Source organism: Bacillus clarus, from assembly GCF_000746925.1.
Lineage (GTDB): Bacteria > Bacillota > Bacilli > Bacillales > Bacillaceae_G > Bacillus_A > Bacillus_A clarus.
Genome location: NZ_JMQC01000008.1, coordinates 3,851,276 through 3,864,482, shown reverse-complemented (window position 1 = coordinate 3,864,482; position 13,207 = coordinate 3,851,276). Strand labels below are relative to the sequence as shown.

Annotated in this window: 14 protein-coding genes and 1 pseudogene; 3 read left to right on the top strand and 12 right to left on the bottom strand. The window is 34.5% G+C overall.

Features of this window, described 5'->3' with window-relative positions; all coding sequences use genetic code 11:
• Window positions 1-6: 6 nt before the first annotated feature.
• The 3 genes from DJ93_RS20725 to DJ93_RS20715 form a co-directional block, all read right to left on the bottom strand.
• Window positions 7-1,362, bottom strand: coding sequence for an MATE family efflux transporter (locus tag DJ93_RS20725; protein WP_042982966.1), 1,356 nt, complete (start codon window positions 1,360-1,362; stop codon window positions 7-9).
• Between the two features lie 89 nt (window positions 1,363-1,451).
• Complete coding sequence (locus DJ93_RS20720; RefSeq protein ID WP_042982965.1) at window positions 1,452-2,282, bottom strand: MerR family transcriptional regulator; 831 nt, start codon at window positions 2,280-2,282, stop codon at window positions 1,452-1,454.
• 110 nt (window positions 2,283-2,392) lie between these two features.
• The gene (locus DJ93_RS20715) at window positions 2,393-4,066 is read right to left on the bottom strand and encodes a ribonuclease J (protein WP_042982964.1); all 1,674 of its coding nucleotides are present in this window, start codon (window positions 4,064-4,066) and stop codon (window positions 2,393-2,395) included.
• Window positions 4,067-4,429: 363 nt separating this feature from the next.
• Between DJ93_RS20715 and DJ93_RS20710 the strand changes: the two genes are divergently transcribed.
• The gene (locus DJ93_RS20710) at window positions 4,430-5,593 is read left to right on the top strand and encodes a cation:proton antiporter (RefSeq protein ID WP_042982963.1); all 1,164 of its coding nucleotides are present in this window, start codon (window positions 4,430-4,432) and stop codon (window positions 5,591-5,593) included.
• Window positions 5,594-5,653: 60 nt separating this feature from the next.
• Here the strand turns inward: DJ93_RS20710 and DJ93_RS20705 are convergent.
• The 8 genes and pseudogenes from DJ93_RS20705 to DJ93_RS20670 form a co-directional block, all read right to left on the bottom strand.
• Window positions 5,654-5,932, bottom strand: a pseudogene (locus tag DJ93_RS20705) (DUF3986 family protein).
• Between the two features lie 74 nt (window positions 5,933-6,006).
• Window positions 6,007-7,356: an aspartate aminotransferase family protein gene (locus DJ93_RS20700; RefSeq protein ID WP_117287829.1), complete on the bottom strand. Its 1,350-nt coding sequence runs from the start codon at window positions 7,354-7,356 to the stop codon at window positions 6,007-6,009.
• A 191-nt stretch (window positions 7,357-7,547) separates the two neighbouring features.
• Window positions 7,548-9,098 (bottom strand): solute symporter family protein, encoded by a 1,551-nt coding sequence (locus tag DJ93_RS20695; protein ID WP_042982960.1) that lies wholly within the window; start codon window positions 9,096-9,098, stop codon window positions 7,548-7,550.
• A gap of 2 nt (window positions 9,099-9,100) precedes the next feature.
• Window positions 9,101-9,442: a DUF485 domain-containing protein gene (locus DJ93_RS20690; protein ID WP_042984277.1), complete on the bottom strand. Its 342-nt coding sequence runs from the start codon at window positions 9,440-9,442 to the stop codon at window positions 9,101-9,103.
• A 191-nt stretch (window positions 9,443-9,633) separates the two neighbouring features.
• The gene (locus DJ93_RS20685; RefSeq protein WP_042982959.1) at window positions 9,634-10,263 is read right to left on the bottom strand and encodes a sterol desaturase family protein; all 630 of its coding nucleotides are present in this window, start codon (window positions 10,261-10,263) and stop codon (window positions 9,634-9,636) included.
• A gap of 82 nt (window positions 10,264-10,345) precedes the next feature.
• Complete coding sequence (locus tag DJ93_RS20680) at window positions 10,346-10,639, bottom strand: hypothetical protein (protein WP_042982957.1); 294 nt, start codon at window positions 10,637-10,639, stop codon at window positions 10,346-10,348.
• Between the two features lie 19 nt (window positions 10,640-10,658).
• The gene (locus tag DJ93_RS20675) at window positions 10,659-11,291 is read right to left on the bottom strand and encodes a LysE family transporter (protein ID WP_042982956.1); all 633 of its coding nucleotides are present in this window, start codon (window positions 11,289-11,291) and stop codon (window positions 10,659-10,661) included.
• A gap of 140 nt (window positions 11,292-11,431) precedes the next feature.
• Window positions 11,432-12,160 (bottom strand): YqcI/YcgG family protein, encoded by a 729-nt coding sequence (locus DJ93_RS20670; protein WP_042982955.1) that lies wholly within the window; start codon window positions 12,158-12,160, stop codon window positions 11,432-11,434.
• A gap of 263 nt (window positions 12,161-12,423) precedes the next feature.
• On the opposite strand from DJ93_RS20670, the gene cspB reads away from it, so the two are divergent.
• Both cspB and DJ93_RS20660 read left to right on the top strand, forming a co-directional pair.
• Complete coding sequence (gene cspB / locus DJ93_RS20665; RefSeq protein ID WP_033674105.1) at window positions 12,424-12,621, top strand: cold shock-like protein CspB; 198 nt, start codon at window positions 12,424-12,426, stop codon at window positions 12,619-12,621.
• 120 nt (window positions 12,622-12,741) lie between these two features.
• Window positions 12,742-12,990, top strand: coding sequence for a DUF2564 family protein (locus DJ93_RS20660; protein WP_042982953.1), 249 nt, complete (start codon window positions 12,742-12,744; stop codon window positions 12,988-12,990).
• Between the two features lie 32 nt (window positions 12,991-13,022).
• Here DJ93_RS20660 and DJ93_RS20655 read toward each other — a convergent pair whose 3' ends face one another.
• On the bottom strand, window positions 13,023-13,199 hold the full coding sequence (locus DJ93_RS20655) for a zinc-finger domain-containing protein (protein ID WP_042982952.1): 177 nt from the start codon (window positions 13,197-13,199) through the stop codon (window positions 13,023-13,025).
• Between the last annotated feature and the right edge of the window lie 8 nt (window positions 13,200-13,207).

Here is a 13,207-nt window from a genome sequence, read left to right as displayed (position 1 = left end):
TCTTCGTTATAATGCTTGTTCCTTTTCCACCATTCTCAATGGAACAGGATGTTTCATACGATTCATCGTAAATACAATAATCGCTGTTAATACTTCCGATACTGGCATAACGAGCCAAATTCCGTTTATACCGAATAATTTCGGCATAATCCATAACAATGGAATAATAAATAATAAACCACGACTCAAAATAATGAAAACTGATTTTCTCGTTTGTCTCACTGATTGGAAATACTCTCCATACACAATATTATAACCTAAAAATACGTACTGAATAAAGAATAAACTAATACCTGTTAAAGTTAACTCTAATAGTTCTGTTGATTGAACATCAAATAAGCCGATTATATATTTCCCTAAGAATAAACCGATGACAATTGCCACGCCTCCGAGTATAACTGCAATTTTCACAGCAAACTGCAATCCTTCTCGTAATCTTTCTGATAAATTTGCACCATAATGAAAACTAGCAATCGGCTGTAATGCCGCCCCAACACCGAAGAATAATAGTAATGCCATTGCATGAATACTATTTACCATCGCATAAGACGCTACACCTAGTTCTCCTGCATATTGAACAAAAGCAATGTTAAAACCAATTGTTACAATTGCAACTGTACTTTCTGCTGTAAAACTTGGGAAACCAATTACCATAATTTGTTTAACCGTATTCCATTCAAAATGGAATTTCGTCCATTTTAAAACACTACTTTTTCTAAAGAAGTGAGATAATAGTACAAGGAAACCAATCGCTGCCGAAAGAATAGTCGCTGAGGCAGCACCTGTTACGCCCCATCCAAAGATGAAAATAAAAATATAGTCAAACACTATGTTCAATACAGCCGTTACAACAAGACCTGCCATTGCTAAATTGGGATTTCCATCATTTCGTATAAATGTACTTAAAATATTTTCTAAAACGTATATCATTCCAAATGTTAATAACACGTGTAGATAGTCTATTGCATATGGTAAAATCACTTCATTTGCACCGAATAAATATGCTAAATCTTCTATTCTCCATAAACAAATAGCTGCTAAAACACCTACGATAATAACTGCTACTGTCATAGATTGCGTAAAAATAGACCTCGCTCTTTCTAGTTTATTTTCACCTAGTGCAATTGAATATAACGTTGCCCCGCCCATTCCAATCCATAATGAAATAGAGAAGAAAATTGAAAACGCTGGAATAGCCACGTTTACTCCTGCTAAACCGTTCGCTCCAACTCCTCTACTAATCATGACCGCATCAATCATAATATTAACCGACATTAATACCATGCCAAGAACAGCAGGTATTAAATAAGAAATAAATAAACTTTTAATTGGTTTTTCTCTTAATTTTTCTGTTGCTTCCATACTATTATGCTCCTTTTTTCAACGCTCTGTTCACAGTTTAAACCTTCAAGTAACTTGAAGGTCAATAGAGAATCGAAAAATATATAAGCTTATTTTTTTGCAACAGGTATTTGAATTTCCGTTACTTGCTCATTTGGGTTTTCTGTTACAGACCAATCAATTAACCCAATCTCAATCGAATCTCCATTCACTTCGTAACCTTTATTATCAATGTATGTAAGTAACTCCTTATACGTTGCATCTGTTTCTTCATAAGGTCCATGATGATAAGAACAAGCAAATAAACCTTCTTTAATTTCATCTGAAGTATGCACTTGATAAGGCATGTAATCCAATAGAATAAACACACTGTTATATGCTTGAAACTCATTTTGCATTAATGCTTTTTTTGAAATTGTTACACCGATATCTCCTGAAAATAAACTATCATCAATTTGCTTCATATTTTTTTGCAGCGAATGGATATAGTATTCAAACATATCATCCGTTGTATTAGGCGCAACTGCAATCGCTGTTATGTTTCGCTTCGGTATCTTTTTAAAAATAATTTGGTTCGCTTCTGATTTCGTCGCTTTCTTCATTAAACGGATTTTATGTTCCATTTTTGCCAAAGCATACTCGATTTCCCTTTGCTTTTTCAACATCATTTCTTGTTGCTTTTCAAGTAAATTCAGCGCATAAGACGGATTACGTTCATCAATATATTTCTTTATTTCCTTTAACGGAATATTAAGCTGGCGTAAAAATTTAATTGTGTCTAATAGTGAGAACTGATCTATTGTGTAATAGCGATAATTTGTTTGCGGATCAACAATTGACGGATGAAAAATTCCTTTCTCATCATAATAACGTAATGTAGATTCCGCTATATTATGCATTTTCGCCATTTCTCCAATTGTAAAGCGTTGATTTAATAACATCTTTTTATTTCCTTTCGATTTTGTTTATTTCATTATATGTCCAATCTTTCTCCAAAACAAAAAAGGAATTCTAATATACAAGAATTCCTTTTTATTTTTCATATTAACTTTTAAACCTCTATTATGATAGGAAGAATCATTGGTTTTCTTTTCGTATTAGTATATATAAATTGTCCTAAAGCTTCTCTTACCTCTCTCTTTAAAATACCCCAACTATTAACATTCTCTTTCTTCAAATTATTAACCGTTATGACGACTAATTCGTTTAGTCTCTTTAAAAACTCTTCTGAATCGCGAACATATACAAATCCACGAGAAATAATATCTGGACCAGAAATGACTTCTCCATCCACCTTATTAAAAGTAATAACTATAACAAGCATACCGTCTTCCGAAAGTTGTTTTCGATCACGTAAAAGGGCATTTCCAACATCCCCAATTCCTAATCCATCTACATATATATTCCCCGCTTGTATTTTTCTAGATTGAGTTGCCGTTTGATTACTTATGTCAACAACATCACCATTACGAATGACAAAAATATTTTCTTTCTCAACACCAACAGATTCCGCTAACAAACTATGGTGGTGTAGCATTCTAAATTCCCCGTGAATTGGGATAAAATATTTCGGCTTCATTAAAGTAATCATTAATTTTAATTCTTCTTGATAAGCGTGACCAGATACATGCATTCCAGTAGAGCTACCTGATCCATAAATAACTTTTGCTCCTAATACAAATAAATTATCTATAATTCGTGAAACATTACGTTCATTTCCTGGAATAGGAGTTGCCGCTATAATAACAGTATCTTCTGGTAATATATCCACCTGTCTATAGTTTCCACTAGCTAAACGAGCTAAAGCTGCCATTGGCTCTCCTTGGCTCCCTGTACAAAGTATTGCAACCCGATCAGGATCTAATCGGTTCACTTCATTTGCTTCAATTAACATTCCATCTGGAATATGTAAATATCCTTTTTCTAAAGCAACATCTACTACATTTACCATACTTCTTCCAAGCAAAGCTAATTTTCTATTCGTCTTTATACATGCCTCTACTACTTGCTGTACACGATTAACATTAGAAGCAAATGTAGAAATAATAACTTTTCTACTTGCCTTCATAAATGCTTCTTCAATACGCTCTCCTACAGACCTTTCTGACGGCGTAAATCCTGGACGTTCTGCATTTGTACTTTCGGAAAGTAAAGCTAGAACACCTTCGCTCCCTATTTTAGCCATTTTATGAATATCAGGATATTGATTATTTACAGGTGTTAAATCAAACTTAAAATCACCTGTATGCACTACAGTACCTTCTGATGTATGAAATACAATACCAAGACAGTCAGGAATACTATGATTTGTTTTAAAGAAAGTTACCTGTATAGAACCTAATTCAATTATTGATTCAGAATGAATAACAATTAATTCCGTTTCCTTTTGAAGATTATGTTCTTTTAACTTAATATCAATTAAGCCAAGCGTTAACTTTGTCGCATATATCGGCACATTCAATTGTTTTAATAAATATGGAATCCCACCAATATGATCTTCATGCCCGTGAGTTACTACTAACCCACGGATTTTTTCTTTATTTTCCTGCAAGTATGTAATGTCAGGAATAATTAAGTCAATCCCTAATAAACTTTCATCCGGAAATTTAGAGCCACAATCGATAATTATAATGTCATTTGCATATTGAATTGCATACATATTTTTTCCTATCTCATTTATTCCACCTAGAGCAACGATAGATAATTTATTTTCTAATGCGTTCAAGCTGAAGCCCTCCTTTTTCACCCTTATAATTACTTACATCATCAAATATCATCTATGCTTTATTATTTGTTATAAAAAATACACTCATACTAAATAAAACAAAACTTACATTGAACTTGTTTAAGAATCGATAAATGATAAGATATACCCTCCAAAAAGCTAACGAAAATGATTTGCTCTACAAAAATCTGCTGAATTTACATTGATTTTTTATAAAATATATTATATATTAATTACAAGTTCAAGTTACAAGTTCAAAAGAACCTCTATAAAGATCTTTTGTTTAATGTATTCTACATATTATCATTAAGCAAATTCCGAGAAATCGTATAATAAAAAATATAAATGACAAGGAGAGATGAGATGGGATTTGAATTTTTCTTTCAGATTGCACTAATTTTATTAAGCACAAAACTTGCTGGCGATCTTAGTGTAAGATTAGGTCAGCCTTCCGTACTCGGAAAATTAATCGTTGGTATTGTAATTGGCCCTGCTGTATTAGGGTGGATCGAGAATTCAGACCTTCTAACACAGTTAAGTAATGTTGGGGTTATACTCCTCATGTTTATGGCTGGTTTAGAAACAGATTTAAAAGAATTAAATGAAAACCGTAATTCTTCTTTAGCAGTCGCATTGGGTGGTATCATCCTTCCATTTGTAGGTGGTTACGTTGCGGGTCTTGTTATGGGTATGGAACAAGCTAATGCTGTATTTTTAGGATTACTTCTATGCGCAACAAGTGTTAGTATTTCCGTACAAACACTTCGTGATCTAGGGAAGATGAAAACACGTGAAAGTACAACGATGCTTGGCGCAGCTGTATTTGATGACATTCTTGTTGTTATTTTATTAGCATTCGCGATGAGCTTCTTAGGTACAGATGATGTTAATTTAACAATGATTATCTTGAAAAAAGTAGTATTCTTTGCGTCTATTATTTTAATCGGATGGAAAGGTGTTCCAATGATCATGCGTTGGTTATCACCACTACGTGTATCTGAGTCTATTATTAGCGCAGCTCTTATCATCTGTTTCTCTTTCGCATATTTCGGCGAACTTTTAGGAATTGCTGGTATTATCGGTGCTTTCGCAGCTGGTATTGCAATTTCACAAACCAACTACAAACATGAAGTAGAAAAGAAAGTAGAACCAATCGCTTACGCTATGTTCGTACCAGTATTCTTCGTTAGTATCGGTATGAATATTACGTTTGACGGTATTGGTGATCAAATCTGGTTCATTTTGGCATTAACAGTAATCGCTGTATTCACGAAACTAATCGGTTGTGGCTTTGGTGCACGAATCACTGGATTTGATATGAAATCTTCTGCAATTATTGGATCTGGTATGGTTTCTCGTGGTGAGGTTGCTCTTATCATCGCAGGAACAGGACTTTCTTCTGGACTATTAGCACAAGACTACTTTACAGCAATCGTTATTGTCGTTATTTTAACAACGATGATTACACCACCGATGTTAAAATACACTTTTGGTGCAAAAGATACACAATTAAAAGCAAATAACTAAATTTCAAATAAAAACGAGATTACTATCTTACAAGGTAGCAATCTCGTTTTCGTTTTATCTCTATATAATTCCATTCTTCTTTAAGCATTTCTCAAAAATGTTATGTACTTCTTCATCATCGATATCATCATCAAATGAATATACTTTAATTCCATAATTCTATATATATTCCCCTAATCCTTTTTTCTTCACTTGCTCACAAAAGCTCCCAGCTTCATATTCTGGAATATATGCATCCCAAACTGACTCGTTTATTTTTTTGTATGCTATAAGCTCTAAATCATATCCATCTTCGTAATACCCGATGTGATTATGTTGACTAGAATCATACCTTTCCATTACAATTCCTCCTTAATAATATTTCATAAACAAAAAGCGAGCCTTAAATTTCAGCTCGCTTTTACTTCTATTTACTAAATTCGCTCCATCGCCGTCTTCACTATTCCAACAACGAAAGCAATTTCTTCACTTGAAATAACAAGAGGAGGTGCTAATGTTAAAACATTATTATAACCTGCCGTTGTCATCCCGTTACGTCCAATGATTAATCCTTTTTCTTTACAAGCATTCACAACGCTTGCAATTTTATCGTTATCAATTGGCTCTTTCGTTTCTTTATCGTTTACTAATTCTATCCCGACTAACAATCCTTTTCCTCTAATATCTCCAACAAGTGGGTGATCCCCAATCTCTTCTTTTAGCTGATTTAATAAAAGGGATCCCATCTGTGCAGAACGCTCAATTAAATTTTCATTTTCCATAATTTCTAAATTTTTAAGTGCTAATGCACAAGCAGCTGGATTCCCACCAAACGTATTAATATGGCGGAAAAATTCATATTCTCCCGTTCCCTTAAACGCTTCATAAATTTCTTTTTTCACAGCTGTTGCTGATAATGGTAAGTATGCACTTGTAATACCTTTTGCCATTGTAATGATATCAGGCTTCACGTCATAATTCATAAAGCCAAATGCTTTTCCTGTGCGCCCAAAACCACAAATAACTTCATCACTAATAAGCAGTGCACCATGCTTTTGACACGTTTCATGAACAGCCTTCATGTAATCTTGTGGCGGCATTAAAATGCCTCCGCCTGTAATAATTGGTTCCATAATGAATCCGGCTATCGTTTCGCTTAATTCCCACGTCATAACACGATCTACTTCTTTTACGCATTCTACATCATAAATGTTTTGTGATTTAACACCAGGCATACGGTAACAATCTGGCGGTGTTACATGTAAAAAGCCTGAAGCAAATGGCTCATATTGATATCTGCGCTGTGCTTGTCCTGTCGCTGCCATCGTCGCCATTGTATTTCCATGATAACCACGATAACGTGACATAAATTTATAACGGTGTGCTTCACCTTTATGTGCATAATATTGCCTTGCTATTTTAAAAGCTGTTTCATTTGCTTCTGATCCACTATTGGAGAAGAAAATAACGTATTCCCCTCCAAGCCACTCATTTAATTTCTCAGCGAGCTTAATTGCTGGTTCATGTGATTGTGACATCGGAAAATAGGATAATGTTTGTAATTGTTCGTATGCTGCCTCTGCAAGCTCTTTTCTTCCGTATCCACTATTTACACACCAAAGACCACTCATACCATCTAAATATCTTTTCCCATGTATATCTTCCACCCAGCAGCCTTCCGCCTTTGCCCCCACCATTGTACTATTCGGGCTAAAGGGACGCATTCCATGCCAAACATATTGCTCATCTTTTGCTAATAATTCATCTGTTTGTTTTGTTTTCATCATTTCTTCCACCTTCCATAACAACTTATTTTTCACAAAGCTGCGCTGGTGCCATGATGAGTTAATTTTCTCCCTGCTTATTTTCATTCCACAGAAACGAAACAAATCCTACCAACTATAACGTAATATTTCTAGGGAAATTCCAAAATAAGGAGGAGCTTTCCAAATTATGCGGAAAGCTCCTCTTTTCATTAATGTGTAGACGCATCACTAATCCCGTGGCCCGTATTAGATTTCACGAGAATTTCATCAAATTTCGCTGCATCTTCTTTCTTACTAGAGAGAATTGTTCCTAAGTATGCTGCAAGGAATCCAAGCGGAATCGAAATAATTCCAGGTGTCGTATATGGGAATAGCGCTTCCCCGACAAAAATAGCTTTCCCTGCTACAGGATTCCAAACATTTGGACTTAACGCTACAAGAACAATCGCTGAAACAAGTCCAACGATCATGCCACAAATCGCTCCCGTTGTATTAAAACGCTTCCAATATATTGTAAATAAAATAACTGGTAAGTTTGCACTTGCTGCAACTGCAAATGCTAGTGAAACTAAAAATGCTACGTTTAACGTTTGAGCGAATAATGCAAGTATAATAGATAATACCGCAACTCCAATTGACGCATAACGTGCCATTGACACTTGTTCTTTTTCCGTTGATTTCCCTTTACGAATAATCTCATTATAAAAATCATGAGCGAATGCTGAAGCTGCTGTTAATACAAGACCTGCTACCACAGCTAAAATTGTTGCAAAAGCAATTGCCGATACGAATGCGAATAAGAAATCTCCACCTAACGCTTTTGCTAATAAAGGTGCTGCCATATTACCTGCTGGATTTGCTTTAATAATTGCTTCATTTCCTACAAATGCTGCTGCCCCAAACCCTAGGAAAATAGTCATAATATAAAATGCACCAATTAACCACGTTGCATAAACAACCGATTGCCGAGCTGTTTTTGCATCACGCACTGTGAAAAAGCGGACAAGAATATGTGGTAATCCCGCTGTGCCCAGAACAAGTCCTAAATTTAAAGAAAGTGTATCAAGTCCATCTTTATATTTCACACCCGGGTTTAAAAAGGCTTCTTTTAACGGTGTTGCTGTTTTCATTTGAGCAAACATTTCCGTTACACTGAAGTTGAATTTTGCGAAAACGATCACCGAAATAAGAAACGTTCCTGCCATGAGTAGAACAGCTTTTACAATTTGTACCCAACTTGTAGCTGTCATACCTCCAAAAATAACGTACACTGTCATAAGTGTACCAACGATTAATACAGACGTCGTATACTCAATTCCTAATAATAATTTAATAAGTGCACCAGCACCAACTAATTGTGCAATCATATAGAAAATTGAAATTGTCATCGTATTTAATGCCGCAACCCCTCGCACCTTTTTTGCATCAAAACGTGCTGCAATCATATCAGCTAACGTATACTTCCCTAAATTTCTAAGTGGTTCTGCAACTAAATACAAAACAACTAAGTAAGCAACAAGGAAACCAATACTATAAAAGAAACCGTCAAATCCAGTTAAAGCTATCGCTCCAGCAATTCCAAGAAAAGAAGCAGCCGACATGTAATCTCCCGCAATGGCCAGACCATTTTGCCAACCAGTTAATCCCCCTCCTGCTGTATAAAATTCACTCGCATTTTTCGTTTTTTTCGATGCGAAATATGTTATAACAAGTGTACCAAGGACAATAACTAAAAAGAGTGCAAATGCTGTTGTATTCAAATTTATCGCCTCCTTTTTTGCATATCTTGAAGAATTTTCGAAGAAATTTTATCAAATGATTCTGCTTTTTTGCTATAAATCATACATAATGCCCATGTCATAATAAATTGTGCAAAAGCAAACACCCATGCCCACGTTACATCGCCGAATACCGGTGTATTCAATACTTTTGAATACGATGTTAAAATAGGTAATGCAATAAAAAAACTTAAAAAGAAAATACTCATCGGAACAATAAATTTCCGTTTCTTTTCTAGTAATAATTGAAATTCCGCCGACTGAACAACCTCTGTATAATTTACCCCATTTTGTAACTTACGTGCTGAAGTATCATCTCGTTTCATTTTCCCCATCCTCTCTCCCTTATTCTTAAAACAAGTTACCATTCGCTTTTTTAAAACCCAAATTTTATAAATATTCAGAAACTTTATTTTCATTTTAGACAATCTCTACTTCTATGCAAAGATTTTTCGGTAGACATTTTTCGTCATTTCCTCCTAAATTTCAAAAATATTTCCCAAAATAAAAGTGGTGCTTATTGCACCACTTCTGTCTTTTTCTCCTTTTCTAAATTTCGTGCTGTTTCGCTCAGTTCAACATCTTTTCCGTCTTTATACGTACCAAATAAAAAATCATACAATGGATTTGAAACCCCAAACCAATACTTTTCATTTTTGTAATGATGTAATATATGCTGTTTTTTAAGCCATCTCCCAAACCGTGTAAACGGCCGAATTGGCCTATGCGCAATATAATGTTTCCATTCATAAACAAAAAGCATTATTATCATTCCAATTCCAAATGACAAGGTAACCGTTACGTTCTTTGTGAATCCATACAGTATGAATAAATAAATTGCAAAGCCAGGCAGGCTATACCAAACTGGTAAAAATAATAGCTTTAAATCGTCTGGATATACGTGGTGATCATAATGTAACCTTCTTAACATTTTTAGTAAAAAGCGATTTTTAGGTGGCTTAATATGAAATAAAAAACGATGCGTTACATATTCGTTAATCGTATAAAAAACGACTCCAATAAGACACGATACAATACCTATCCATGTAAACAACTGCATTTTTAATACAATGATAAATAGTAATAACACTCCAAACATAATGACAATATCATGTTGCAAAAAGAATTCCTTCGTCACCCTTTTCACTTTCCTTACCCCCTTCTTCGAACAAATAGCCGCAACATATTGTTACGACCGTTTTTTCACATCTTGTTTTATTCTATTCATTTTACAAATTTGCTTGCTGTTCTATTGTAGAAAAAAAATTGTTCGGACCAAATATATTTTGTTTCGGGATAATATGTTCAACTGCAAAGACTGTTACTTCTCCCCTTTGCACTTCTCCAATAATAAGACCGAATACTTCATGATTTAAAGCAAACGTCGGTTGCTTCGTTTGTAATAACCTTGCTGTATTATAAAGAACAGCCTCATATAATGGATTCCTATCAGTAATTTCTTTTCGAATTTTTGGTGCTAATGTGATGATAATTTCTTTTCCGTCAATAGTGGTTCGATACATAAAAATCTCCCCTTCAATCTTATGTGAACAACTGTAAAGCTTTGTATGCAAAATGGATAGAATATCCGACAAGAATAATACCAGCACCCGCTGTAATATAACCGAGCGCTTTTTTCTTTAACAAAGTTCGTCCGAAATGAACAGAAAAAGCAATATTTAAATTCCATAAAATAATACCTACGATAATACAAAGACTATACAAGAAAGCTTCTTGTTTTGTTACCTTCGTAAGCAATGAACTAAGCGTACTCCCATATATACCGAACCAAAAAACGAGATTTAACGGATTCGATATTGCAATTAAAAACCCTGCCATGAAAGATTGCTTAAGTCCACCTACCTCTTCTTGTTTATATTCCATATTCGAGTGAGAAATTCCTTGTTTTACACTTTGAAATCCCAAATAAAACAACAAGAAAAATCCCATACAATACATAAATGCTTGTACATATGTATACATGAACACAGAAGATAAGCCAAAATAAATGAGAAGCATAAACAAAATATCCGCACTCATGCCTCCAATCCCAACAATCCAAGCATGCCAAAACCCTCTTTCAATCCCTCGCTTTAACATCTCAATATTAATTGGACCTACTGGTGCGGCTAATGAAATACCTAATACAATTTGTTGTATAATTGCTCCAAACATCGTTCTGTCCTTTCCATTTCCTTTTACTATTAACTAATGAGGGAAATATAACAAATAGACTAGCTTTCATAAGAAATATACATATGTAAAATACCCTTTTTTATCCAAAATATACAAAAGAGCCCTCTATGTGATGGCTCTCATTTTTCTACTTTATGATGAAACGGACACTTTCCCTGAATTGGTTCAATATCATCTCCGATAAAATATTGCTTCCATTCGCGATGTTCTGAATCACCATAATGGCTAATATTCGGATGCTTCGGCAATTGATCCCACTTTTCCACTCTCTCCCGAACCATTTGCCTTGAATATGCTCCTTTCGAACGATCTCCTTCTAGTCCATCAAAAATGGTACGTGGCTGAAATCCGATAATAAGTGAGTTTCCTAAATATCTCGTTTTTCGCTGTTTATAAGCAGGCGCATTTCCAAATGCAAAGATTGGCTCACCACCAAATGAAAATTCCCATAAATGATGATCTGGATTTTCTGGAATTTGTTCTGGCCATGATTGATTGTCTTTTTCATGTAAATATTGTAGTACTTTCCAAAAATAATTACGGTAATACTCTATTGACTTCTCTTCACGTTCTGGTTCTACAAAAAGAAAAAAACCTCGTCTTACAATCGGACGTTCTTTCATTAACTCTAAAAAAGATAACATTGTACTCGACAAATGACTCCAATCGTTATGACAAAGAAATGAGTAACGAAGCTCATTCTTCTTTAAAGCTGTTAAACCAAAATAGCATGGAAAGGTTGGGTCTAATACAACATTAGAAAAGTTTTCAAATTCCTCCATAACCCACTTTGGTATATCGATTCTATTTTTCATCCCATCATTATCTAATAAGTACGACTGCTCCATTCTTTCACCCCGTTATGTACAGCATTCATTTAAGCATATTAGATAAAGAACTCGTCCTATACCATTTTAAAAATTCGAACGAAAAAAATTATTTAAAAATACAAAAAATTTAAACCGCTTACTTGACTAAATTCTACCAATTCATGTATATTTAAAATATCATTTAGCAGAATATTCAAGAATATAGCATTTTTAGTTTTTCTTATATTTTAAATGAATTTCACTAAATGAAAACGCAATCGTATTTTAGGAGGAATTGTAACATGCAAGGAAAAGTAAAATGGTTTAATAACGAAAAAGGTTTTGGGTTTATCGAAATCGAGGGCGCTGACGATGTATTCGTACATTTCACTGCTATTCAAGGCGAAGGCTACAAAGCTTTAGAAGAAGGTCAAGAAGTATCTTTCGACATTACTGAAGGAAACCGTGGACCTCAAGCTGCTAACGTAGTAAAGCTTTAATCCAGCATATAAAAGGAGGTTACCTTACTTGGTAACCTCCTTTATTATTCCTTTGTATATTTCCGTTTTGCAGAGTAAAAACTATGTGAAATGCGTCAGAATACAAAGGAGGAATTTGTAATGGGTTCACATGTAAATGATTTTGAAGAAGTAAAATTCCGTGTTGAGACTGCACAAAAAATGGTTGGTTCTGCGACAATTACAATGGATCCAGAATCATTAGAACATGCAACGAATGCAGTGGAATCTGCACGTTCTCAGCTTGAAATTATGAAATCTGTTGCGACAGATTTAGACGAACCGTTCTTAATAAATGAAGAAAAAAAACTAAGTCAATGCGAACATCAATTGCATGAAGCGAAACATTAAAAACATCCAGAGAAAATTCTCTGGATGTTTCTTTATGACAACTGCTCTCCATATTTCTTTAACTTCTCTCCGACAGTACATTGCCGTATGCAAAAAGAATGAGCATAATATTTACTATGAGCTTTTCGATTGTGTTCTTGTAAGAAACACCCTTCGCAATATGTTTCTAACAAATCGTTTACTTCTGTAATAAGCCGCTTCTTATTCACACATTTGC

Excerpts from the sequence above, each read along its gene's own strand:
- DJ93_RS20725 (WP_042982966.1), bottom strand. The coding sequence starts at position 1,362 with ATGGAAGCAACAGAAAAATTAAGAGAAAAACCAATTAAAAGTTTATTT.
- DJ93_RS20720 (WP_042982965.1), bottom strand. The coding sequence starts at position 2,282 with ATGTTATTAAATCAACGCTTTACAATTGGAGAAATGGCGAAAATGCAT.
- DJ93_RS20710 (WP_042982963.1), top strand. The coding sequence starts at position 4,430 with ATGGGATTTGAATTTTTCTTTCAGATTGCACTAATTTTATTAAGCACA.
- DJ93_RS20700 (WP_117287829.1), bottom strand. The coding sequence starts at position 7,356 with ATGAAAACAAAACAAACAGATGAATTATTAGCAAAAGATGAGCAATAT.
- DJ93_RS20690 (WP_042984277.1), bottom strand. The coding sequence starts at position 9,442 with ATGAAACGAGATGATACTTCAGCACGTAAGTTACAAAATGGGGTAAAT.
- DJ93_RS20680 (WP_042982957.1), bottom strand. The coding sequence starts at position 10,639 with ATGTATCGAACCACTATTGACGGAAAAGAAATTATCATCACATTAGCA.
- DJ93_RS20675 (WP_042982956.1), bottom strand. The coding sequence starts at position 11,291 with ATGTTTGGAGCAATTATACAACAAATTGTATTAGGTATTTCATTAGCC.
- DJ93_RS20670 (WP_042982955.1), bottom strand. The coding sequence starts at position 12,160 with ATGGAGCAGTCGTACTTATTAGATAATGATGGGATGAAAAATAGAATC.
- cspB (WP_033674105.1), top strand. The coding sequence starts at position 12,424 with ATGCAAGGAAAAGTAAAATGGTTTAATAACGAAAAAGGTTTTGGGTTT.
- DJ93_RS20660 (WP_042982953.1), top strand. The coding sequence starts at position 12,742 with ATGGGTTCACATGTAAATGATTTTGAAGAAGTAAAATTCCGTGTTGAG.